Origin of the sequence: Sphingopyxis sp. A083, assembly GCF_001468495.1 — a bacterium.
Taxonomy (GTDB): domain Bacteria; phylum Pseudomonadota; class Alphaproteobacteria; order Sphingomonadales; family Sphingomonadaceae; genus Sphingopyxis; species Sphingopyxis terrae.
In genome coordinates this window covers 15,509-38,078 of sequence record NZ_LNSK01000003.1, presented here as the reverse complement: position 1 = coordinate 38,078, position 22,570 = coordinate 15,509, and the positions used below count along the sequence as shown (strand labels likewise).

General features: G+C 66.0%; 16 protein-coding genes and 2 tRNA genes. 10 read left to right on the top strand and 8 right to left on the bottom strand.

The window, feature by feature from the left end; all coding sequences use genetic code 11:
- The first annotated feature begins 48 nt into the window (after positions 1 to 48).
- On the top strand, positions 49 to 615 hold the full coding sequence (locus ATE59_RS07515; RefSeq protein WP_058811931.1) for an ECF-type sigma factor: 567 nt from the start codon (positions 49 to 51) through the stop codon (positions 613 to 615).
- On the opposite strand, the gene ATE59_RS07510 is transcribed toward ATE59_RS07515, so the two are convergent.
- The 4 genes from ATE59_RS07510 to ATE59_RS07495 form a co-directional block, all read right to left on the bottom strand.
- Positions 612 to 3,044: a serine/threonine-protein kinase gene (locus ATE59_RS07510; protein WP_058811930.1), complete on the bottom strand. Its 2,433-nt coding sequence runs from the start codon at positions 3,042 to 3,044 to the stop codon at positions 612 to 614. The genes ATE59_RS07515 and ATE59_RS07510 overlap by 4 nt on opposite strands.
- Before the next feature lie 63 nt (positions 3,045 to 3,107).
- Positions 3,108 to 3,674: a hypothetical protein gene (locus ATE59_RS07505; RefSeq protein WP_058811929.1), complete on the bottom strand. Its 567-nt coding sequence runs from the start codon at positions 3,672 to 3,674 to the stop codon at positions 3,108 to 3,110.
- A gap of 28 nt (positions 3,675 to 3,702) precedes the next feature.
- A complete protein-coding gene (locus ATE59_RS07500; RefSeq protein WP_156416735.1) occupies positions 3,703 to 4,557 on the bottom strand; it encodes a hypothetical protein in 855 nt (284 codons plus the stop codon).
- Positions 4,554 to 5,591, bottom strand: coding sequence for a hypothetical protein (locus ATE59_RS07495; protein ID WP_058811927.1), 1,038 nt, complete (start codon positions 5,589 to 5,591; stop codon positions 4,554 to 4,556). Before ATE59_RS07495 ends, ATE59_RS07500 begins: the two co-directional genes overlap by 4 nt.
- A 570-nt stretch (positions 5,592 to 6,161) precedes the next feature.
- On the opposite strand from ATE59_RS07495, the gene ATE59_RS07490 reads away from it, so the two are divergent.
- Together ATE59_RS07490 and ATE59_RS07485 are read left to right on the top strand one after the other, a co-directional pair.
- Positions 6,162 to 6,761, top strand: coding sequence for a mechanosensitive ion channel domain-containing protein (locus ATE59_RS07490; protein WP_003039612.1), 600 nt, complete (start codon positions 6,162 to 6,164; stop codon positions 6,759 to 6,761).
- A 165-nt stretch (positions 6,762 to 6,926) separates the two neighbouring features.
- On the top strand, positions 6,927 to 10,277 hold the full coding sequence (locus tag ATE59_RS07485; protein ID WP_058811926.1) for a hybrid sensor histidine kinase/response regulator: 3,351 nt from the start codon (positions 6,927 to 6,929) through the stop codon (positions 10,275 to 10,277).
- On the opposite strand, the gene ATE59_RS07480 is transcribed toward ATE59_RS07485, so the two are convergent.
- Together ATE59_RS07480 and acs are read right to left on the bottom strand one after the other, a co-directional pair.
- Positions 10,251 to 10,880, bottom strand: coding sequence for a response regulator transcription factor (locus ATE59_RS07480; RefSeq protein WP_058811925.1), 630 nt, complete (start codon positions 10,878 to 10,880; stop codon positions 10,251 to 10,253). The two genes, ATE59_RS07485 and ATE59_RS07480, sit on opposite strands and share 27 nt — an antisense overlap.
- Positions 10,877 to 12,826, bottom strand: coding sequence for an acetate--CoA ligase (acs, locus tag ATE59_RS07475; RefSeq protein WP_058812138.1), 1,950 nt, complete (start codon positions 12,824 to 12,826; stop codon positions 10,877 to 10,879). Before acs ends, ATE59_RS07480 begins: the two co-directional genes overlap by 4 nt.
- Positions 12,827 to 13,002: 176 nt before the next feature.
- On the opposite strand from acs, the gene ATE59_RS07470 reads away from it, so the two are divergent.
- The 5 genes from ATE59_RS07470 (at position 13,003) to ATE59_RS07450 (ending at position 18,905) form a co-directional block, all read left to right on the top strand.
- Complete coding sequence (locus ATE59_RS07470; RefSeq protein ID WP_058811924.1) at positions 13,003 to 14,412, top strand: DcaP family trimeric outer membrane transporter; 1,410 nt, start codon at positions 13,003 to 13,005, stop codon at positions 14,410 to 14,412.
- 26 nt (positions 14,413 to 14,438) lie between these two features.
- Positions 14,439 to 16,106, top strand: a complete 1,668-nt coding sequence (locus tag ATE59_RS07465; RefSeq protein ID WP_058811923.1) for an MFS transporter — start codon at positions 14,439 to 14,441, stop codon at positions 16,104 to 16,106.
- Positions 16,107 to 16,260: 154 nt separating this feature from the next.
- Positions 16,261 to 16,770 (top strand): GNAT family N-acetyltransferase, encoded by a 510-nt coding sequence (locus ATE59_RS07460; RefSeq protein ID WP_058811922.1) that lies wholly within the window; start codon positions 16,261 to 16,263, stop codon positions 16,768 to 16,770.
- 10 nt (positions 16,771 to 16,780) lie between these two features.
- Positions 16,781 to 18,664: an AMP-binding protein gene (locus tag ATE59_RS07455; protein ID WP_058811921.1), complete on the top strand. Its 1,884-nt coding sequence runs from the start codon at positions 16,781 to 16,783 to the stop codon at positions 18,662 to 18,664.
- A 165-nt stretch (positions 18,665 to 18,829) separates the two neighbouring features.
- Positions 18,830 to 18,905 (top strand) — tRNA-Thr (locus ATE59_RS07450).
- A gap of 202 nt (positions 18,906 to 19,107) precedes the next feature.
- Here ATE59_RS07450 and ATE59_RS07445 read toward each other — a convergent pair.
- Positions 19,108 to 19,938, bottom strand: coding sequence for a 23S rRNA (adenine(2030)-N(6))-methyltransferase RlmJ (locus tag ATE59_RS07445; RefSeq protein ID WP_058811920.1), 831 nt, complete (start codon positions 19,936 to 19,938; stop codon positions 19,108 to 19,110).
- 329 nt (positions 19,939 to 20,267) lie between these two features.
- A tRNA-Leu gene (locus ATE59_RS07440) sits at positions 20,268 to 20,354 on the bottom strand.
- Between the two features lie 213 nt (positions 20,355 to 20,567).
- On the opposite strand from ATE59_RS07440, the gene ATE59_RS07435 reads away from it, so the two are divergent.
- A complete protein-coding gene (locus tag ATE59_RS07435; protein WP_197409144.1) occupies positions 20,568 to 21,494 on the top strand; it encodes a complex I NDUFA9 subunit family protein in 927 nt (308 codons plus the stop codon).
- A 194-nt stretch (positions 21,495 to 21,688) separates the two neighbouring features.
- The gene (locus ATE59_RS07430) at positions 21,689 to 22,489 is read left to right on the top strand and encodes an undecaprenyl-diphosphate phosphatase (protein ID WP_058811919.1); all 801 of its coding nucleotides are present in this window, start codon (positions 21,689 to 21,691) and stop codon (positions 22,487 to 22,489) included.
- The last annotated feature ends 81 nt before the right edge of the window (positions 22,490 to 22,570 follow it).

Here is a 22,570-nt window from a genome sequence, read left to right as displayed (position 1 = left end):
ATTATCTCGCCGACCGCAAATAAATCAGGCATCTAGGGTGCGTGCTACATGGCGCGTCATGCGGGGAGATGGGCGATCAACGATAAACCGGGTCGTGCGGGCAGCATCGACGGCGACGCCGACGCGCTCATCGCCACGCTGTATGACGAGCTCAAGATCATCGCGCGCCGCGAACATTATCGCGCGGGCGGCGGACAGACACTGCAAACGACGGCGCTGGTTTCGGAAGCCTATCTGAAACTCAGCAAGCGCAACGACTGGGAAAGCGAACGCCACTTCCTCGGCTGCGCGGCGACCGCGATCCGCCACATCCTGATCGACGCCGCGCGCGCCCGCATGACGGCGAAGCGTGCCGCTCCCGACTATGCCTTTACCGAAAGCCTCGATTCGCTCGCCGCGGCGGCGCCCGAGGACGAGGATGTCGTGCGACTGGGTGAGGCGTTGCAACGGCTCGCGTGCCTCGACCCCAATCTCGCGCAACTGATCGACTGCCGCTTTTTCGCCGGCATGACCGAGGAGGAGACGGCAAAGGTCCTGGGCGTCAGCGACCGGACGGTGCGCCGCTGGTGGCTCCAGGCGCGCGCCTGGGTGCACAAGGAAATGGACGCGGGCTAGCTGGTCAAGCGCCGGCGCAACGCGGCGAAGGATTTGAGGTAGGATTCGCCCGGCGCACCGAGCGTCCGGAATATCTGTTCCGATGCGTCGGCCTCGCGCCGCGCCTCGGCGATCCGCCCCTGTTTCAGACGGATGATCGCCCGCGTCCGCGCCGCAATGCCCTGCGGCAGGCCGACCGGCCCCATGGCGGCGATCCGCGGCGCGGCTTCGCCAATCAGCGCTTCGGCCCGTTCGGTGTCGCCCGCCTCGGCCAGAGCTTCGGCAAGCCCCAGCGTGATGACGAGCGTCGGCACCGCATCGGGGCCAAGATTGTCGACCGCCATCGGCCGCGCTTCGCCAAGAACATCGCGCGCCGCGGCGAATTTCCCCAGCGCCAGTTCGGCGCGCCCCAGTTGCAACAGATCGACCGCCAACGCCGCCGATTTGCCGAACACCGCGCGGCGCCGGTCGGCGACGCCGCGGAACAGGCGCTCGGCCTCGGCCAGCCGGTCGAGCTTCATCAGCCGCACACCCTTCAATTGCTCGATCGCCAGGCCCTGTGCACTGCCCTGTTGCCCCGTCCGCGCCAGCGCCGCGTCGGCGGCGGCAAAGACCGCGGGCATCGCATCGAGCCGGTTCGCCTCGACCATATAGACGAGCAGGTTGTTGTATCGGGTCAGCAGTTCGCGATGATCCTCGGCATAGACGCGGTCGGCGTCGGGAAGGCTCGATTGCAGCAACCGGATCGCCGTGTCGTAATCGCCCTTGCGCCGGGCGAGCTGCGCCCGGCCGCTCATGCTTTCGAGCCGTTCCTTGCGGAAACGCGCCGGGTCGGCAGCAAAGACGGCATCGGCCGAATCGAGTAGCGGCGGCATGTCGTCGGTCCGCCCCATGGCGGCAGAGGTCGAGGCGAGGCGAAGCTTGATCTCTGCGGTCGCAACCGGATCGCCCGCGCCGATCCCGCGCGCAAGCGCCTGACTGAGCAGCGCGTCGGCGCCCGCCGCGTCCTCCAGATTGACGTACAGATCGGCGAGCGTCGTAATCAGCGTTGCCGATTTGGCGCTCCTGTCGACCGATGCGACAAGCTGCGCCGCCGTCTGATCGAGCATCTGTTTGACCGTTGCCTCTTCGCCCACCGCGCTGCTGGCGGTGTCGCGGAACATGACGGTCAGCATGCGGTTGATCGATTCCGATCGCCGCGCTTCCGCCAAGGCGACGTCGCGCTCAATCGCCGTCTGGCGGGCCTGCCACGCCGCCGCACCGCCGCCTGCCACAATGGCAAGGAGCGCGGCGGCTGCCGCCGCCGTCGCGACGCGGTGCCGGCGCAGGTAGCGCCCGACCGTATAGCCCGCCGAACCCGAGCGCGCCGCGACGGGGCGCAGCGCCATATGGCTCCGGACATCGTCGACCAGATCGCCGACGCCGCGATAGCGATCCTGCGGCGCGCGGCGCATCGCCTTGAGCACGATCGCGTCGAGATCGCCCGCCACCTCGCGCCGCCCGAAGGGATAGCCGGGCGGCACGAGCGCGCTGGGCAGGGGCGGATCGTCGTTCAGGATACGCCGGATCACCGACGGCAGCGCCGATCCCGGCTCGCGCCACGGACCGCGACCGGTGAGCAGTTCGAACAACAAGACACCCAGCGCGTAGACGTCGGTCGCGACGGTTGGCGCGGCATTGCCGAGCTGTTCGGGCGCTGCATAATCGGGGGTCATCAGCGCGATCGTGGTTTGCGCCTCGCTCTCGCCTTCGATCTCCACAAGGCGCGCAATGCCGAAATCGAGCAGCCGCGCGCGGCCGTCGCCGTCGACCAATATGTTCGACGGCTTGAGGTCACGGTGGACGATCAGGTGTCCGTGCGCATAGGCCACCGCCTCGCAGACGTCGCAGAACAGCCGCAATCGCGTCGCCAGATCGGCGTCATGGGTCCGGCACCAGGCGTCGATCGGCTCGCCGGTCACATACTCCATCGCCATATAGGGCCGCCCGTCGGGGGCGACACCGCCGTCGATCAGCCGCGCAATCCCCGGATGCTCAAGCCCGGCGAGCAGGCGGCGTTCGCGGTCGAACAACTCGCTGTGCGCAACCGATTCGGGACGTAGCAGCTTGATCGCCACCTGCTGGTCGAACATCTTGTCGCTGCGATGCGCGGCATAGACCTCGCCCATCCCGCCGCGCCCGATCAGGCGGTCGATGGTGAAGCCGCCGATGACGGCGCCTTCGGAAAGCGAGCTGTACGCACGGCGCGGGGCGGTGTCGAACGACGACGGCGCCGCGCCGTCCAATATCCCCGAATGGCGCGACGCAGCGAGCAACGCCCGCAACTGCCCGCCAATGAAGTCGTCCTCCGCCGCCAGCCGGTGCTCCTGCGCCGTGGGGTCGAGATCGATCAATTCGGCGAACAGCGCCTGAATATGGCTCCATTCGGACCGGCTCGGCTGCCGCACCATATCGCCCCTCCCCCGACGCATCATCGCGCCTCGGTACGAAGCAGCACCGCCGCGCGGTGGTCGTCAAGCACCAAGTTTGCGTGCGAGCGCCACGGCCTGTTCCCTGGACGCTTCGCTGGCCGGTACCGTGATGATCGCGAATTTATCCTCGCCGATGAAGACATTGAGCGATTTGGTCATCCCAGCCCAAAAGGCCGCCTTGCCGAGCCCGTCGATCGTCTCGACATGACCGCCGAAACCCTTGAGCGTCTGCTCCAGGCCATTTCGGGTCAGGTTGATCGATCCTTCGCTATTGTCGCCGATCGGCGACCAGCGCAGCATCAGGGTGGCCGAACCGCCATCGGCAAGCTGATAGCTGCATTCGGAGGTGACCGCGGTCGCGCCGTCGCTTTGGCTGACATTGCCGAGCCGCGTTTCGGTGACCGCCTGTCCGAGGATCGCCGACATTGCTGCCTTGTCGACCACGGCGCAGGCGTCGGCGGCATTCCAGTCGCGCGGCGGTGCCGTCCCGCTCTTCGCCGCGGCCGACGAAGCCGTACCCGCACCATCGCCCTTGTCCGCCGCTTCGCCGCCACATCCTGCAAGCGTCAGCGACGCCGCGACGGCAGCCAGCATGATCGTTCTGCTCATCCCCAAATCCTTTCGTTCGCAAATGATGTCAGCGGCACGCGCCGGGGCGGTTCGCCCGCCGGTCCGCGCTCATATAGGTCGCATAGCCAAGGCGGTCCGACTCGGTGAGGCCGCGCGCGAAGCCGATCAGCTTGCCACCGTCGGGGGTCAGCCCGAAATAACCGCGCAGCCGCCGCGGCGCGCCGTCGGGGCCTGTCTCCACCATGTCGAGCGTCAACACCCGGCCGTCGACCCGGCCGGTGACGCGCCCCGCCTGATATTCGTAACAGCCGGTTACCGTATTGCCGCTCTGCGTCAGGTTGAGCGTCCCCCAGCCGCTCCATCCTTCATAGCGTCCGGTGACATCAGGCAATGTTGCCGTTGCGGTGAGCGGACGGCCATAGCCGTGAAAGCCGGTGAAGCCGGTATAATCATCGCCATAATTGCTCGCGATCGTCAGCCGCACCCAGCGGCCGACGGGGCGATGTTCGGGGTCGAAGCCGAAGCTCTGACCATCCTTCTTCATCTTCAGATCGGCGGCCAGGATCGGCACGAAGCCGCTGCGCGCCGATGTGTCGGACAGTTCGACGCGGATCGCACGCGGCGACTTTTCGTCGCGATTGAGGAAGGCGGTGTCAAAGGCGATGCGCGACAATTCGGTTCGCTCCGCCAGTTCGAGCACGAACACGGCGAGCCGCCCCGCTTCGCCCGTCCAGTCGGTCGTCGCCGATCCGTCGATCAGGTTGAGCGGGCTGCTGTCCATCGCCGTAAATTCGGCGTCGTCCGGAACCTGCACCAGCCGCGCCCCTTGCGAAAAGGCGAACAGGTCGGTCGCTGGACCTGTTTGCGCGGCAACGGGCGCGGCGAGCGCAATCGCGACAATCATTGTTCCAAGATATTTCATTTCTTCTGCTTCCTTTTCTTTGCGGTTTCGACGACCGCGCGCAGCAGCGGCGAAACGCCGCCGGCGACGGGCGCCTCGATGCCCACGGCGCCGGTCAGCGGGTCGACCCGGTCGCCGATCCGGCGCAGGCCTTCCTCCGCATCGACCGCTTCCGCGTCGCGTTTCTCACCCAGCAAATCACGCCCCGCCGCAGCCGCGCCCAGATCGCCGAAGCGCCGCCGCGCCGCCGCCTGACCCACCGGGTCGCTGCCTGCCGACCAGCCTTCTTCTTCGGGGCGATCGGGGGCGCCCGCCTTGGCCGCGCCATCCGAATTGCCTTCCGGGGGCGCGTCCCGATTGCTCCGATCCGATCCGCCATTGTCGTTGGCATTGCTGTCGTTGCGCGCCGAACGATCTTCGCCATCGGCTCCCGACCTGTCCTTCTGGCTGTTCGGGGCTTCGCGCCCCGAGTTGTTTGCGGGCGTCTCATTCTGGTTTCGATCGACCGACCTGTCCGATCCCGAACCCGCCGAATTGCCCCGCGCGGGAAGATTCCTCGCCGACCCTCCGGTGGTGTCGCGGCCGCCGCCTGCATTTCCGTTTTCGGCGGGACCACCGTTCGAGCGCCGGTTGCCGTTGCCATTGGCATTGTCGGACCGACCGCCGCTAGCGCCGCCGAACGAGTTGAGCGCGCCCTCGATCCCGGTGCTGCCCGAATTGCTACCGCCCTGCGCCGAGTTGCCACCGCCGCCGCCGTTGCTGTTGCCGCCCAGCCCCGCCACCGAATTGAGCAAACCGGCACTGGCCCCCAAATTGCCGTCGCCGGCAGAATTGAGGCCAACGCTGCCGGTGGGCCCGCCATTGCCATTATCGGGCATGACGACCGCACGATCATAGCCACGCTCGACATCGGCGGCCGACGCCGCGCCGGTGCCGCCAAGACGGGATTGGGGGGCGCCCGCGGCCCCGCTGCGCTGTCCGCCGGCGCCCCGCAAAGCCCGACCCGACCCGTTGCCCAAGGCCGCAGCGTCCCGGTCGCTGTCGCCTGCGTCCAAGTCCGCGGAAAACTCTGGCGTCTGCCCGATCCCCGCGCGCGCAGCACGATTGGAGCCTTGCAATATCGTAGTCGGCTGTGCCGCGACGGTGGGGACGCCACTTGCCCGGCGCGGCGCCGCCACCGGCCCGTTCGGAGAGCTCGCCTGCGCCGATTCATCTTCTGGTGGCTCGCTCGCTGCGGCGAATTGTGCGCGGCATTCGGGCGCCGAACCAAGCGCGGCAACCAATGCCAATGCGGTCCAATAACCCGGCCTTACCCAGTTCTGCATCGTCTTCCTCCCATCCCGTCCTCTTGTCGGACCGGCGGCACAAGGCATGCGCAGCGATCCGACAATCCGTTAGACGAGACGGCGATGCAAAAGCGGACACAGGCTGGCGAGATCGATGCCCGGCCCGCGCGCCCTTCCGCTGCCACGGGACGTTTCATCATCGGAAGCCCACGGGTTAGGCCCTTGCCGACGCGGCGATAAGGCGTAGGATTTGTCCGGTGGGTCAGGCTTGTCGACCTGCGGGGAGGATAGAATGACGACAGACAGCGGCATGGCCGCAATTCGCCGTGGCGCGCGAGCATGGGCGGGCTCGTGACGGCCGCGATCGGACCGCTTCTGCGCCTGTTCGACCCGGCCACGCTGTCGGGCGCACTGATCCTCGGCGTGATTTTCCTCTTTGCAGGGCTGATCGGCTCGGGGCTGGTGCGCCGCCTGCTCCGGGATGCGCTGGTTCACGACAAGTCCGAGCGTATCGACGAGATCACGCTGCAATTCCTCAGCCGGCTCGCAATCCTCGCGATATGGCTGATCCTCGCGACGCTTTTTGCGCATATCATCCCCGCCCTCAATCGCCTGAGTTCGGCGCTGCTCGCGGGTGTCGGGCTGATGTCGGTGATTATCGGCTTCGCCGCGCAACAGACGCTGGGCAATCTCGTCGCCGGGGTCAGCCTTGTCCTCTACAAGCCGTTCCGGCGCGGCGACCGGTTGCAAGTCGCGGCACCGACGAAGGATGAGTGCGACATCGGGACGGTCGAAGATATCTCGCTCGGCTTCACTCTGCTGAAGACCGACGACGGCCGCGAAATCATCATCGCCAACAGCACCATGGCGCAGCAGACGATGATCAAGCTGCCGCCGCGTCCCGCAACCGATGCGGCGACGCGCAGACACCAGCCTTAGGGCACGACATCGGGTGCCCCGAAAAGCGCCGCGTCCGCAATTGGCGAACCTTTCGACCGGTGCAGCGCCTCATCGGGATCGCCGCGCGACCTCGCCGACAATGGCGCTTGCTACGCCCACGCCCCGCTATACGATCCCCCGGATTGCCCGAGGCAGGAGCCGACGATGAGTTTGCAGTCCGCGGCGCTGCTCGCGCTGGCCATGATCCTGCTGTTGTTCGTCATTGCGGCGCTCGTCGAGACGCGCGGTGCGGCGCTCGCGCGGCGTCCCGCCCTGCGTCACCGTGCCTATACGCTGGCGCTCGGCGTCTATTGCACGAGTTGGACCTTCTATGGTGCGGTCGGCAGCGCGGTTCGCGACGGGTGGAGCTATTTGCCCATCTATGCGGCGCCGATGCTGCTGCTGCTCGCCGCGCCGCGCTTTCTGCGTCGCCTGTCGGAGGCGGTTCACGAGGAGCAAGCAACGACCGTATCGGACTTCATCGCCGCGCGCTTCGGCCACGATGTCGTCGTGGCGCGGCTGGTGACGGTGATCGCGCTGCTCGGCACCATTCCCTATATCGCGTTGCAGCTTCGCTCTATCGGCGCCGCGCTCAGCATCGTGTCGGGCGCCGATGTCGCGGCGCAGGCGATGCTGGTTGCGGCACCGCTGCTGGCGCTGTTCGCGATCCTGTTCGGGGCGCGGCGGTTCGAACTCGCGGGCCGCAGCGAAGGGCTGCTCTACGCGATCGGCCTTGAATCGGCGATCAAGCTGCTTGCGCTCGTCGCGGTCGCGGGCGTGGCGGTGGCCGTACTCGCCGCCACCCCGCCGCAACGCGTGATCGAGGGCTTTTCGGCGCTGCAATCGCGGTTCGAGCCGCAAGGGCTGACGCTCAATGTCGCGATCATCTTCCTGATCGCGATGCCCGCCATCCTGTCCTTGCCGCGGCAATTCTACATGGGACTGGTCGAAGCGCGCCAGCCCGACGATCTCGTGCGCGCGCGCTTCGGCCTTGCTGCCTATCTCGGCACGATGGCGCTCGTCGTCCTGCCGATCGCACTCGCGGGGTTGACCGTGCTCGGCCCGGCGATCGCCCCTGACGTCTATGTACTCGAACTGCCCGCGGCCGAGGGCTTCGGCTTCGTCCTCGCTGCGGCGCTGCTCGGCGGGGTCAGCGCGGCGGCGTCGATGGCAATCGTCGATTCGACCGCGCTGGCGACGATGGTATCGAACGACCTCGTCTTCCCGACCCTGATGCGCGGGCCGGCGACGACCGAATCGGGGGCGATCGGGCGGCGGATGCTGACGATCCGGCGGCTGTCGATCCTTGCGATCCTGACAATGGGACTCGTTTGGGCGCTGCTCGTTTCGGCGCAGGATTCGCTCGCCTCCATCGGCCTCATCGCCTTTGCCGCCATGGCGCAGTTCACCCCGCATCTCATCCTCGCGGCAACCGGCAAGGGGCGCGATTCACTCGCGGCACGCGCCAGCCTTTCGGTGGGCTTGGCGCTCTGGCTCTACACGCTCGCGCTGCCGCCGGTCGTCCCGACCGCGTGGCTCGACGCGCTGGCAGGGACCGTTATCAATCCGCTGCGCCTGCTCGGGATTGGCGGCGCCGCGCCGCTCTCGCACGGCGTCATCTGGAGCGTCGGCGCCAATCTGATCGTCTATGCCGCGATTGCCGCGCGCAAGGTGCAGACGCCGCCGCTGCCGCGCTTCGTCCGCGCGCAGCGACCGATCACCAACCTCGCCGATCTTGCGCAGCTCACCGGAAGCTTCGTCGGTGAGGAACAGGCGGGCAAGGCCTTTCCGGGCGCCGACCGCAGCCATCCGGTGGACCGGCAGGCGGCACAGCGCGCCCGCGAACTGATCGCGCAGGTCGTGGGTGCCTCTTCGGCACGGGCGCTCGTCGCCTCTGCGCTCGCGGGCGGCCAGCTCAGCTTCCACGAAGTCACGCGGCTGCTCGACGAAGGGGGGCAGAGCCTGCGCTTTTCGCGCCGGCTGCTCGCCGCGACCTTCGAAAATGTCGGCGCCGGAATCAGCGTCGTCGATGCCGACCTCAACCTCGTCGCGTGGAACAGCCGCTATCTGGAACTGTTCAACTATCCTCCCGGCCTCGTTCGCGTCGGCGTACCCGTCGCCGATCTCATCCGGCACAACGCCGAACAGGGCGATTTCGGACCGGGCGATGTTGCGCATCATGTCGAGAAACGGCTCGAACATCTGCGCCGCGGGCAGGAACACAGCGTCGAACGGCACCGCAACGACGGCCGCGTCATCAAGATCGTCGGCGGATCGATGCCCGGCGGCGGCTATGTCATGTCCTTCACCGACATCAGCGAAGAAGCCAGGATGCGCGAGGAATTGCGCCGCACGCTAGAGGAGCTCGAACAGCGGGTCACCGATCGCACGCGCGAGCTCAGCGATGCCAACCGCCGCCTCGCGCGGACCGATCAGGACAAGACACGCTTTCTTGCGGCCGCGAGCCACGATCTGTTGCAGCCGCTCCATGCCGCGCGGCTGTTTACCGCCGCGCTCGGACGCGATGCGAGCGCGGCGCAGCACGACCTGATCGGCCGCGTCGAAAGCGCGCTGGTGGCGGCGGAAGACCTGCTGCGCTCGCTGCTCGATATCAGCCGGCTCGACGCGGGCGGGGTGACGCCCGAACCCGCCGCTATCGCGCTTGCGCCGTTTCTGGGCGATCTTGCCGAAACCTTCCGTCCGATGGCGGAAGCCAAGGGCCTCCGACTGCGCATCGGCGCGATGCCGGGTACCGTCGAAAGCGATGCCGGGCTGCTCCGGTCGGTGATGCAGAATTTCATCGGCAATGCGGTGCGCTACACCGCGCGCGGCGGCGTCCTTATCGGGGTGCGGCGGCGCGGCGGCGATTGGCGGATCGACGTCATCGACACCGGCGTCGGTATTGCCGATGCGCAGATCGAGGACATATTTTCCGAATTCGTGCGGCTCGGCGAGGTCGAGGTCGAGGGCCTGGGGCTCGGCCTTGCCCTCGTGCGCCGCATCGTGCGGCTGCTCGGCGGGCGGATCGAAGTGCGATCGGCGCCGGGACGCGGCAGCCGCTTCAGCCTCTATCTGCCGGTCGCCGAGACCGGCGAAGCGCCGACCGCGTCCCCGAAAATCGCAGCGACGGAAGACCGGGCGCCGCAGTCGCTGCGTATTCTGGCGGTCGACAATGACGAGCGCATCGTCGAGGCGAGCCTCGCCCTGCTCGCGCGCATGGGTCACGATGCGGTCGGCGCGCGCGGGCCCGGCGATGCTCTCGCAGCGCCGGGACGTTTCGATGCAGCACTCGTCGATTATCAGCTGGATGACGGCGCCAACGGGCTCGACCTGATCGCGCAGTTGCGGATGCGGCACCCCGGTCTGCCGGCGCTTCTGGTGACGGCGGAGAATGGCGCCGCCATGCGCGCCCGCGCGGCCGAACTGGGGGTGACGATCCTTGCAAAACCCGTCGCGGCGGGCGCGATCGAGGATTTTCTGACGGCGCTGTCAGTGCGCGAGATCGAGCCCGAGTGACCGCGCGACGAGTGCCGCCTGGGTGCGGTTGCGAACGTCGAGCTTGCGCATGATTGCAGTCATATGCGCCTTCACCGTCGCCTCGCTGATTCCCAGATTATGCGCGATCTGCTTGTTGAGCTGGCCGTCGAGTACGGCGAGCAGAACCTTGAGCTGGGTCGGGGTCAGGCTGGCAACGGTTTCGCGAATTTCCTCGGTGGCCGAATCCGGCGCGGGGGAACGCGGCGCCGGCCGGCGGCCGATCGCTGCCGCAACCGCCGCCTCGATCGCGCCAAGGTCGCTGCCCTTGTGCAAAAATCCGATCGCGCCGAACGCCCGCGCTTCATCGGCGGCCGCAGCGCCTTCGGCGCTCGATACGACGAGGATCGGCACGCCCGGACATTCGGCGTGGAGCAGCGCAATCCCCGAATAGCCGGTGGCGCCGGGCATTTTGAGATCAAGCAAGATCAGCCGGAGATCGGGCGCGGCGGTAGCCGCGGCGACCGCCGTGGCGAGCGTTCCAGCCTCCGCAATCGACGCCTCGGGCAATATTTTCTCGACCGCCAGGCGCAGCGCCTGGCGGAAAAGCGGATGGTCGTCCGCGACGAGGACGGTGCCTGTCACGCCTCCGCCAGCAAAGGCCGGTGCGCGAGCAGATGATCGACCACCGTCGGGTCGGCGAGGGTCGATGTGTCGCCCAGATTGCTCACGTCATTCTCCCCGATCTTTCGCAGGATACGCCGCATGATCTTGCCAGACCGCGTCTTCGGCAGCGATGGCGCGAACTGGATGACGTCGGGCGTTGCGATCGGACCGATTTCGTGGCGCACCCATTGGACCAGCTCCTTGCGCAGCGCCTCGTCGGGTTCGACCTCGGCGTTCGTGGTGACGAAAGCATAGATGCCCTGCCCCTTGATGTCATGCGGCATGCCGACGACCGCTGCTTCGGCGACCTTGGGGTGCGCGACGAGCGCGCTTTCGATCTCGGCAGTGCCCATACGGTGGCCCGACACGTTGATGACATCGTCGATACGGCCGGTGATCCAGTAATAGCCGTCGGCATCGCGGCGGCAGCCGTCGCCGGTGAAATAGCGGCCCTTGAAGGTCGTGAAATAGGTCTGGAAAAAGCGCGCATGGTCGCCCCAGACGGTGCGCATCTGCCCCGGCCAACTGTCGGTGATGACAAGGCAGCCGTCACCGGCCCCTTCGATAACGACGCCGTCATTGTCGACCAGCGCCGGCTGAACGCCAAAAAAGGGCCGTGTCGCCGAACCGGGCTTGAGCGCGGTGGCGCCGGGAAGCGGGCTGATCATCACGCCGCCGGTTTCGGTTTGCCACCAGGTATCGACGATCGGACAGCGTCCTTCGCCGACGACCTTGTGATACCATTCCCAAGCCTCGGGATTGATCGGCTCGCCCACGCTGCCGAGCAGGCGCAGCGTCTTGCGGCTGGTTTTCGTCACCCAATCGTCGCCTTCGCGCATCAGAGCGCGCAGCGCGGTCGGTGCGCCATAGAAGATTTCGACCCCGAACTTGTCGACGATTTGCCAGAAACGCGACGGATCGGGGAAATTGGGCACCCCTTCGAACATCACCGTCGTGGCGCCGTTCATCAGCGGACCATAGACGACATAGCTATGCCCGGTGACCCAGCCGATGTCGGCGGCGCACCAATATATCTGCCCCGGCCGGTAATCGAAGACATATCGGTGCGTGACCGCCGCCCACACCGCATAGCCGCCGGTGGTGTGCAGCACGCCCTTGGGCTTGCCCGTTGACCCCGAGGTATAGAGGATGAACAGCGGATCTTCGGCGTTCATTTCCTCGGCCGGACAATCGTCGCTCTGCGCCGCGACCGCCATGTGCCAGTCGATGTCGCGGCCCTCCACCATCGAAACATCGGCGCCGGTACGCCGTACCATGATGACGCGCTCGACGCCGGGGCAATGGGCCAGCGCTTCGTCGACATTGGCCTTGAGCGGCACATGCTTGCCGCCGCGCAGCCCTTCGTCGGCGGTCAGGACGATGCGGCTGTCGCAGTCGGTGATGCGCCCGGCGAGCGCATCGGGCGAAAAGCCGGCAAAGACGATCGAATGGATCGCGCCGATCCGCGTGCAGGCGAGCATTGCCACCGCAGCCTCGGGCACCATCGGCAGATAGATGGTCACGCGTTCGCCGCGCTGCACCCCCTGCGCTTTGAGCAAATTAGCGAAGCGGCAGACGTCCGCGTGCAGCTCGCGATAGCTGATCGCGCGGTGCGCATCGGCCGGATCGTCGGGTTCCCACAGGATCGCGATCGCGTCGCCGCGTTCGGCGAGATGGCGATCGAGCGCATTGGCCGAAAGATTGAGCGTGCCGTCGGAGAACCAGGCGATGCCGAAATCGCCTTCGTCGAAGCTCGTCTCCTTGACGCGGGTAAAGGGCCGCATCCAGTCGATGCACTTCGCCTGATCGCGCCAGAAGGCATCGGGCTGCTCGACCGATTGCCGATACATCGCATGATAGCTGGCGTCATTGACCAGCGCATCGGCCGCCCAGGCGGACGGCACCGGATAAATCGTCTCTCCCATCGCTTGCTCCTTTTGGTCCGCGTGGACTTTTGCCGGTCTGCCTAGCGCAAACATCGCTCGCCGCGCTGTTAGACAAAGGTCGTAGGTCTACGACCATCGTCAGGATGGCGCCGCGATGGCGCGCGCCGCACTCTGCCCCGATCCCGAGGCAAACATCGGGAACAGGGAGACGTCGGATGAAAAGGCGAATTACAACACCCCTCCATCTCTTGCTGGCCGCCACCGCGCTCGTCGCGCCGGGGACGGCCTTTGCCCAATCGACGCCGCGCGAAGCCGAGCTCGAGGCCCGGCTGGCGAAGCTCGAGGCCGAAATGCAGAGCCTGCGCGCCGATCTTGCGAGCGCGCGCAGCGATCAGGCAGCGACCGCCGCCGTCGCGCAAGAAGCTGCCGCGAAGAGCGACGCCGCGGCTACGAAGGTCGCGGCGCTGCAGCCGCAGGCAGTGCAAGCGGCGCCCGCCGACGGTTTCCGTTCGGGCGCAACGACGATCAAGATCGGCGGCTTCATCAAGCTTAACGCCACGAACAGCCGGTTCAGCGAAGGCGAAGTGGCGACCAACTCGCTCGGCCGTGATTTCTATCTGCCGCAATCGATCCCGGTCGGATCCGGTCCGGCCGCCCGCGTGCAGGATTTCAGCGCCAAACAATCGCGGCTGTGGCTCAACCTGTCGACCGATGTCGCGGGCCATGCCGTGAAGGGCTATGTCGAAACCGACTTTCAGACCTCGCCCGGCACGCAAGGGTCGCAGCGCACCACCAACGGCTATAATCTGGCACTGCGCCGCGCCTATATCCAGGTCGACAAATTCACCTTCGGGCAGGACTGGTCGACCTTCCAATATGTCGGCGCGCTGCCCGAAAGCACCGATTTCGTCGGCGCGACCGAAGGCACGGTGTTCGTCCGCCAACCGCTCGTCCGCTATTCGGCGCCGCTCGGCGGCGGCGTGACGCTCCATGCATCGATTGAAAATGCGGAGTCGGGAACCGCCACCCTCGGCGCCCCGGCGCTGGTCGAAAACGGCGACGACAGCATCCCCGACTTCGCGGCGCGGATCGCCTATGCAGGCAAGCTTGGCGAATTGTCGCTCGCGGGCCTCGCGCGCGAAGTGCGAGTCGCCAATGCCGGCGTCTCGGCAAAGAATTTCGGCTGGGGTGTCAGCGCCGCGGGCAAAATCTATCTCGCCGCCGACAAGGGCAGCGATATCCGCTTCATGGCGACCTATGGCAGCAATGCCGGCCGCTATGTCGGCCTGAACTTCGCGCCCGATTCGGTGTTCGACCCGGCGACCGGCACCCTTGCCGATGTTCGCGAGTTCGCCGCGCTCGCGGCGGTACGCCTTGCCGTGGCGCCGCAGCTCCGGGTCAACCTGATGGGTAGCTACCAGAATGTCGACTATGCGGGTTCGATCCCGCTCGCGACCCTGTCGGGGTTCAACGACAAGGCGTGGAGCGCGGCCGCCAACCTTTTCTGGTCGCCGGTCAAGAGCATCGACCTTGGCATCGAATATCGCCACGGTGAGCGCGAAATCGTGAGCGGCGCCAAGGGCCAGCTCGATCGCTTTGAATTTGCCGCAAAATATAGTTTCTAAACCGAACAGGGACAGGGAGAGGTTTCATGGCAACGGCATATGACCATTTGCCCAAGCATCACGAGGCGACGCAGAGCGAAAAGCTCGTCATCACCGCCTCGTCGCTGGGCACCGTTTTCGAATGGTATGATTTTTATCTCTACGGCCTTCTGGCCACGATCATATCGGCGCAGTTCTTTTCGGGCGTCAACGAAACGACCGGCTTTATCTTCGCGCTAGCGGCCTTTGCCGCGGGCTTTGCGGTGCGTCCCTTCGGGGCGCTGGTGTTCGGGCGGATCGGCGATCTCGTCGGGCGCAAGAACACCTTTCTGGTGACGATGGGCTTGATGGGCCTTTCGACGTTCGTCGTCGGCCTTCTTCCCTCCTATGCCACGATCGGCGTTGCAGCGCCCATCATGCTCATCGTCATGCGGCTGGTGCAGGGCCTTGCGCTCGGCGGCGAATATGGCGGTGCGGCGACCTATGTCGCCGAACATGCGCCCAACAACCGGCGCGGGCTGTACACCAGCTTCATCCAGACGACCGCGACGCTCGGCCTGTTCGCGGCGCTGCTCGTCGTCATCGGCACGCGCACGCTGATCGGCGAAGAGGCGTTCAAGGACTGGGGCTGGCGCGTGCCCTTCCTCGTTTCGATCATCCTGCTCGCGGTGTCGATGTGGATCCGCATGCAGCTTTCCGAAAGCCCGGTCTTTCAGAAGATGAAAGACGAAGGCACAACCTCGAAGGCGCCGCTGACCGAAGCGTTCGGCCAATGGAAGAATGCCAAATGGGTTCTAGTCGCGCTGCTCGGCGCGGTCGCCGGCCAAGCGGTGGTCTGGTACACCGGCCAGTTCTACGCGATGTTCTTCCTCGAAAAGATGCTGCTCGTCGACGGCGCGACAACCAATATCCTGATCGCAATCGCGTTGGCGATCGGCACGCCCTTCTTCATCTTTTTCGGCTGGCTGTCGGACAAGATCGGGCGCAAGCCGATTATCCTGGTCGGTTGCGCGCTGGCCGTCGTGACCTATTTCCCCGCCTTCCACGCGCTGTCCGAAGCCGCGAACCCGGCGCTTGCCCGGGCCGAGGCTTCGGCGCCGGTGACGGTGGTGACGAACGACGCCGACTGTTCGTTGCAGTTCGACCCCGTCGGCAAGAACAAGTTCGACGCCAAGAGCTGCGACATCGCCAAGGCCTTCCTCGCCAAAAACGCGATCGGCTATGCGAACGCCGCCGCGCCGGCAGGCAGCGTCGCGGTCGTCCGCATCGGTGCCGAAAGCTTTACCGCTCCCGATCCCGCCAAGGTAACGGGCGACGAACGCAAGGCCGCGATTACCGCTTTCCAGGGGCAGATCAAGGAGGCGCTGACCAAGGCGGGTTATCCGGCGAAGGCCGATCCGGATGCGATCAACAAGCCGATGGTCATCGCCATCCTGACCTATCTCGTCCTGCTCGTGACCATGGTCTACGGCCCGATCGCCGCCATGCTGGTCGAATTGTTCCCGAGCCGCATCCGCTACACCTCGATGTCGCTGCCCTATCATATCGGCAACGGCTGGTTCGGCGGCTTTCTGCCGACGACAGCCTTCGCGATGGTCGCGGCAACGGGGGATATCTACTACGGCCTCTGGTATCCGATCGTCATCGCCGCGCTGACGGTGATCGTGGGGCTATTGTTCCTGCCCGAAACCTTCCGCCGCAATATCGACGCATAGGCGGGCCTTTCGGCACGGACCGGGGAGGATGGCGGGTCGCGCATCCTCCCCGGATTTTTTCGCCCCCGATTTTTCGGGGCTTTGCGCTGGATCAAGGCATGATCGAACGCCGGGGCGCAAGAGGCACAGGCTCTTGAACGAAAGGCTCTCTCCCATGGACACGACGCTTCTGCTTCCCACCCGTTCCGGCATCGACGTGCTGGTGCGTCCCGCCACCGAGGCCGATGAGGCCGCGCTCGTCGATTTCTTCGACCGGGTCAGCGACGAGGACCGGCGCTTCCGCTTCTTTTCGGCCGGCGCCCACGTCAACCACCGCCAGCTCGAACCGCTGATCCACGCCGACCATTATCGCAGCGAAAGCTTCCTCGGCTTCGACGCGGCGAGCGGAAAGTTGATCGGATCGGCGCTACTCGCCTGCGATGCGGCGATGGACACTGCCGAAATCGCGGTGTCGATATGCAGCGACTATCGCGGCAAGGGGGTCGGCTGGGCGCTGCTCGATTTCGTCAGCCGCGAGGCCGAACGGCGCGGCGTCCGGCGCGCGATCGCGATCGAGGCGCGCGAAAATCACGCCGCCATCGACCTTGAGCGCGAAAAGGGCTTCGCACCCGAAGCGTTCGACGGCGATCCGACGCTGGTGGTTCTCGCCAAGACATTTCGATAAAGGACGACAGATGAGCGACGCCTACCGGCAGGCCTGGACCGACAGCATCACCGACCGCGACGCCTTTTGGGGCGCGGCCGCGCGGGCGATCGACTGGGTGGCGCCGCCGCAGCGCATCCATGATGCCGATGCGGGCTGGTTTGCCGGGGGCACGCTCAACACCGCCGCCAATTGCCTCGACCGCCATGTCGCGGCGGGGCGCGGCGATGCGCCCGCGCTCGTCTATGACAGTCCCGTCACCGGGCGGGTGCGCCGGTTCACCTATGCGCAATTGCTCGAAGAAAGCGGCCGCGTCGCGGCGATGCTAAAGCGGCTGGGCGTCGGCAAGGGCGACCGCGTCGTCATCTACATGCCGATGATCCCCGAAACGGTGTTTGCGATGCTCGCCTGCGCCCGCATCGGCGCGATCCACTCGGTCGTTTTCGGCGGCTTTGCGGCGCTCGAACTCGCCAAGCGCATCGACGATGCCGCGCCGCACCTGATCCTGACCGCCTCGTGCGGGATCGAGGGGGGGCGGCTGATCGCCTACAAGCCGATGGTCGATGAAGCCCTCGCGCTCGCCAGTCACCGGGTCGAGCATGTCGTGCTGGTCCAGCGCGATGCGCTTGCCGCCGACCTCCAGCCGCCGCGCGATATCGACTGGATGACGCTGCGCGGCGAATGTGCCGGAGATCCGATACCCGAACCCGCGGTCATGGCGGCGAACGATCCGCTCTATATCCTCTACACCTCGGGGACGACGGGCACGCCCAAAGGGGTGGTGCGCGAACATGGCGGACATGCCGTCGCGCTCGCCTGGTCGATGGCGAATATCTACGGCATCGGCGCGGGCGACTGTTTCTGGGCGGCATCCGATGTCGGCTGGGTCGTGGGCCACAGCTATATCGTTTATGCCCCGCTGCTGGTCGGCGCGACGACGATCCTGTTCGAAGGCAAGCCTGTCGGCACCCCCGACCCCGGCACCTTCTGGCGCACAATCGTTCGCCACGGGGTCAAGACCTTCTTCACCGCGCCGACCGCAATCCGCGCGATCCGCAAGGAAGACCCCGACGCCGCCTTTCTGGCCGACATCGGAACCGGAGATCTCGAAGCCATCTTCCTCGCCGGCGAGCGCGCCGATCCCGACACCATCGCCTGGCTGGAGGAAAAGACCGGCCTGCCGGTGATCGACCATTGGTGGCAAACCGAACTCGGCTGGCCCGCAATCGCCAGTTGCTTCGCGCTCGGCGACCTCCGGCGCAAGCGCGGGAGCGCCGGCTTTCCGGTACCGGGCTATGAATTCGTCGTGCTCGGCGAGGACGGCCAGCCGGTCCCCGACGGGCAGAGCGGCTCGATCACGATCAAGGCCCCCCTTGCCCCCGGCGCCTTTCGCACCTTGTGGAACAATCCGGTCGGCTTCGCGCGCAACTTCGAAAGCTTCCCCGGCTATTATGAGACGGGGGACGCGGGCCATTTCGATGCCGAAGGTTTCCTCCACATCATGGGCCGCACCGACGATATCATCAATGTCGCGGGCCACCGCCTGTCGACGGGTCAGATGGAACAGATCGTCGCGCAGCAGGACGGCATCGCCGAATGCGCGGTCATCGGCGCCGACGATGCGATCAAGGGGATGATCCCCGTCGCCTTCGTCGTCCCGTGCGCCGGCGCCGCCGATCCCGACACGCTGGTACGCATGGTCATCGCCGCGGTGCGCGCCGAACTCGGCGCGGTCGCAGCGCTCAAGACCGCCTATGTCGTGCCGCAGCTTCCCAAGACGCGGTCGGGAAAGATCCTGCGCAACCTGCTGCGCAGCATCGTCAACGGCCAGCATGTCGAATGCCCGCCGACGATCGAGGATCCGGGGGTACCCGCGATCATCCGCGCCGCCGTCGCGGCGCGGTCAGCGCACTGACATTGGTCGAAGCCAGTAGCGTTCCGCGCCGATGCGACGGCCGGACAGAAATGGCCGCTATCGTCGTCACGCATCGCCCCCGCAGGCGCACGAAATCGCCGGAAACAGTTTCTTCGCAAGGACGCTTGTCTTCGCCACGGCACGCTGATAGAGGCGCCCATCGTTGCCGCTTTAGCTCAGTTGGTAGAGCACATCATTCGTAATGATGGGGTCAGGTGTTCGAGTCACCTAAGCGGCACCACTCTCCTCCCGAGGCAAACCCGACACATGCGGCCTAAAGGCCCTTTGCTTGTGTGCTTGATTGGGTCCTGTCTGGGACGCATTTAGCAGCGTCGCGTCACAGTTTGCCGCCTACCCCTTGAATTTGGCAATAAAATCCGGGACACGCTGAAAAACGGCGCCCCCCTGTGCCCTCTTCGGCGAAATCTGCGATGGGGGTTGTTTTAATCCCCTAACCAATCCGCAGCGATCTCCCCCTTGTGTCCTTCCGGCGCCAGCGCGGCGCGGAGGGCTTCGAGCAGCGGGGGCAGCGCCTGCGTGAAGGCGTATGGCGGATTGATGATAAAAAGGCCCGCGCCGTTGTAGATACCCGGCTGATCGGCATCGTACAGCCAATGTTCGACCCACAGGAATTTCGGGATGCCCAGCCGCCTGAGCTGCTGCTTCCATCGCACATGCGCCGTGCGGTCTTTCAGCGGATACCAGATCACCGTTACGCCATGCGCCCATTTGCGGTGAGCGGCAGCGAGAGTGGCGGCGATCCGGGCGCGTTCATCCGTCTGCTCGTAGGGCGGATCGACCACCACCACGCCGCGAGATGTCCGGGTCGGCAGCATCGCCAGCCACAGTTCGTAGGCGTCGCGCTCATGCACGGCCGCGGATGTGCCACGCATCGCGCTGCGCAGGGCCATGGCGTCTTGGGCATGTTTTTCGTTGAGGATCAGAAAATCCTGGGGCCGCAATAGCTGCTCCAGAATGCGCGGCGAGCCGGGGTAGAGGTGCGGCTCGCTCCCTGCATTCACTGCCTGTACGGCGGCGCGGTAGTCGTCGAGCAAGGGATTCGCGTCGGCAAAGGCCCGCAGCACACCCTGCGCAGCCTCCCCGGTGCGTTGCGCCTGATCGCCCTTGAGATCATACAGCCCACAACCGGAATGGGTGTCGATCAGGGTCAGCGCGCCGGGCTTTTGCTGCAAGGCCCGCACGAGAGCGATCAGCAGGCTATGCTTCACGACATCGGCGCTGTTGCCTGCATGGAAGGAATGACGATAATTCATCAGAATTCAAAGCTCTGCGATCTGCTTTTCCATGAAGGGCTGCGCGCGGCGGCCGACCGCGAGACGAGTGACGCAATCGATCTGGGCCCCATATAGCGTCGGGCGGAAAGCATCAAAGTGCTTCTGCGCAAGACCTCAAGCCCGCGCTGTAGCAAATGACCCTTACACTCGGGGACTTTAACCGCCGACACGCGGGAAACAGCAGATGGCACAAAATTTAGTGTCATACTCACGCATAGCGCATTCCACCGTTACACATGGTACAGATGGGTGAGAAAAACGCTGGGTTTTGTAGTTACTTCCAGCCGAGCCAGAGGCTTGGAAGTAAATGGTGCCCAGAAGAGGACTCGAACCTCCACGACCTTGCGATCGCCAGCACCTGAAGCTGGTGCGTCTACCAATTCCGCCATCTGGGCACGGGGTAGGAGCGGGCGCTTAGCGGCGGGGCGGCGGGCTTGTCAACCGCGTCGGCCCGCCCCGCGGCAAATTTTATTTCAAAGTCGCGGATTTGTTGCCCTTGCGCGCGCCGCCCCTCCCTTCGCGCTTGCCCCTTCGGGCGCTTCGCGGCATGGGGACGCGAGGGACGCTGCGGCGTCCGGCTTCGAGAATCGGCAAGACAGGCAAGGGTGATGCAGAATCTGAGCGGGCAATTGATCACGGTGTTCGGCGGCGGCGGCTTTCTGGGCCGCTATGTCGTCCAGCGCCTTCTGGCGCGCGGCGCCCGCGTGCGGATCGCGCAGCGCGACCCGCGCCAAGCGGTGTTTCTGAAGCCGCTCGGCGGGCTGGGCCAGACGCAGTTCGTAGCCGCCGATGTGCGCGATGCACGCAGCGTTGCCCGCGCCGCGACCGGCAGCGACGCGGTGATCAACCTCGTCGGCAGCTTTGCCGATATGGCGGCGGTCCAGGCCGTCGGCGCCGGCCAGGTCGCGGCCGCAGCAAAGGCGGCGGGCGCGAAAGCGCTCGTCCATGTCTCGGCGATCGGCGCCGATCCGGCCAGCGCGTCGGCCTATGGCCGCAGCAAGGGCGATGGCGAAGCCGCCGTGCGGGCCGCTTTCGCTGACGCGGCGATCCTGCGCCCCTCGATCGTGTTCGGCCGCGAGGACAAGTTCATCAACCGGTTCGCGGGCATGATCCGCGCGCTGCCTGCGGTGCCGGTCATCGCGCCGAAGGCGAAGTTCCAGCCGGTCTATGTCGGCGACGTCGCCGATGCGGTGGTCGCGGCGCTCGACACCCCGGGCCAGACGCTCGAGCTCGGCGGGCCGCAGCAGTTCACCATGCTGGAGCTACAGCATTGGATTGCAAAGGCGACCGGACGGAACCGCCTGTTCATTGAGGTTCCCGATGCCGTGTCGGGCTTTCTGGCGAGCGGTTTCGGCTGGGCGCCGGGCGCCCCGATCACCAAGGATCAATGGCTGATGCTGCAGCAGGACAATGTCGTCAGCACCGCCAACGGCCTTGCCGCACTGGGCATCGCCCCCACCGCGCTGGCCGACGTTGCCGATGGCTGGCTCGTCCAGTATCGCCGCCATGGCCGGTTCGCCGCGATGGCTCGCTGAGCCGCGCGCGCGACGAACGGCGCAATTAGCGGCTGGATAAATCCGTCCGCGCTGCGTAGGTCTGAACATCAGGACAGGGGCGTCCGGCACCGCTCGGGCGCCCCTTCGCATGTCGTCTTCAGCTTCGGGAAATCCATGATCCAGTTTGCCGCATCGCCCCGCCCCGCCCTCCTCCTGCGCGCGGAGGCCGGACGATGAGCCTGTGGCTGACCGCGATCATCCTCGGCATCGTCGAGGGGCTGACCGAATTCCTGCCCGTCTCGTCGACCGGGCATCTGATCCTCGCCACCGAATTGCTCGGCTATGACGCGTCGAAATGGGCAATTTTCAACATCGCGATCCAGCCCGGCGCGATCCTTGCGATCGTCGTGCTTTATCGCAAACTATTCTGGGACATGTTCGTCGGCTTTTTCCGGCGCGATCCGGTGGCGATCGCCTTTGTACGCAACCTGCTCGTCGCCTTCATTCCGGCGGTGGTGCTGGGGCTCGCGTTCGGCGACTATATCGAAACGTTGCTGGAGAATGCGGTCGTCGTCGCCTGGGCGCTGGTGATCGGCGGCTTTGCGATCCTGCTGGTCGAAAAGCTCGCCAAGCCGAAGGAGAGCGGCGGCGTTGCCAAGCTGACGCTGCGCCAGTCGATCATGGTGGGGCTGGTCCAGTGCCTCGCGATGATCCCCGGCGTCAGCCGCTCGGGCGCGACGATCATGGGGGCGATGGCGATGGGCGTAGACCGCAAGACCGCCGCCGAATTCAGCTTCTTCCTCGCGCTGCCGACGCTGACCGGCGCGACGGTGCTGCAGCTCGCCAAGCATCGCGATGCCATCACCTCGAACGATATGGGCCTGATCGCGCTCGGCGCCGCGGTGTCGTTTGTCGTCGCCTGGGCGGTCATCAAGGCGTTTCTGGCCGTGGTCACCCGCTATGGCTTCGCGCCGTTCGCCTGGTATCGAATCATCGTCGGCGGCGCGGCGCTTATCTGGCTCACGATGAGATAGGTCCGATATTTTACTAATTGCGAAACTTAATTGCGTGCCCGCGCTTCGGCCGACCGGAACGGCTAATTTTTAGGTCAGCTT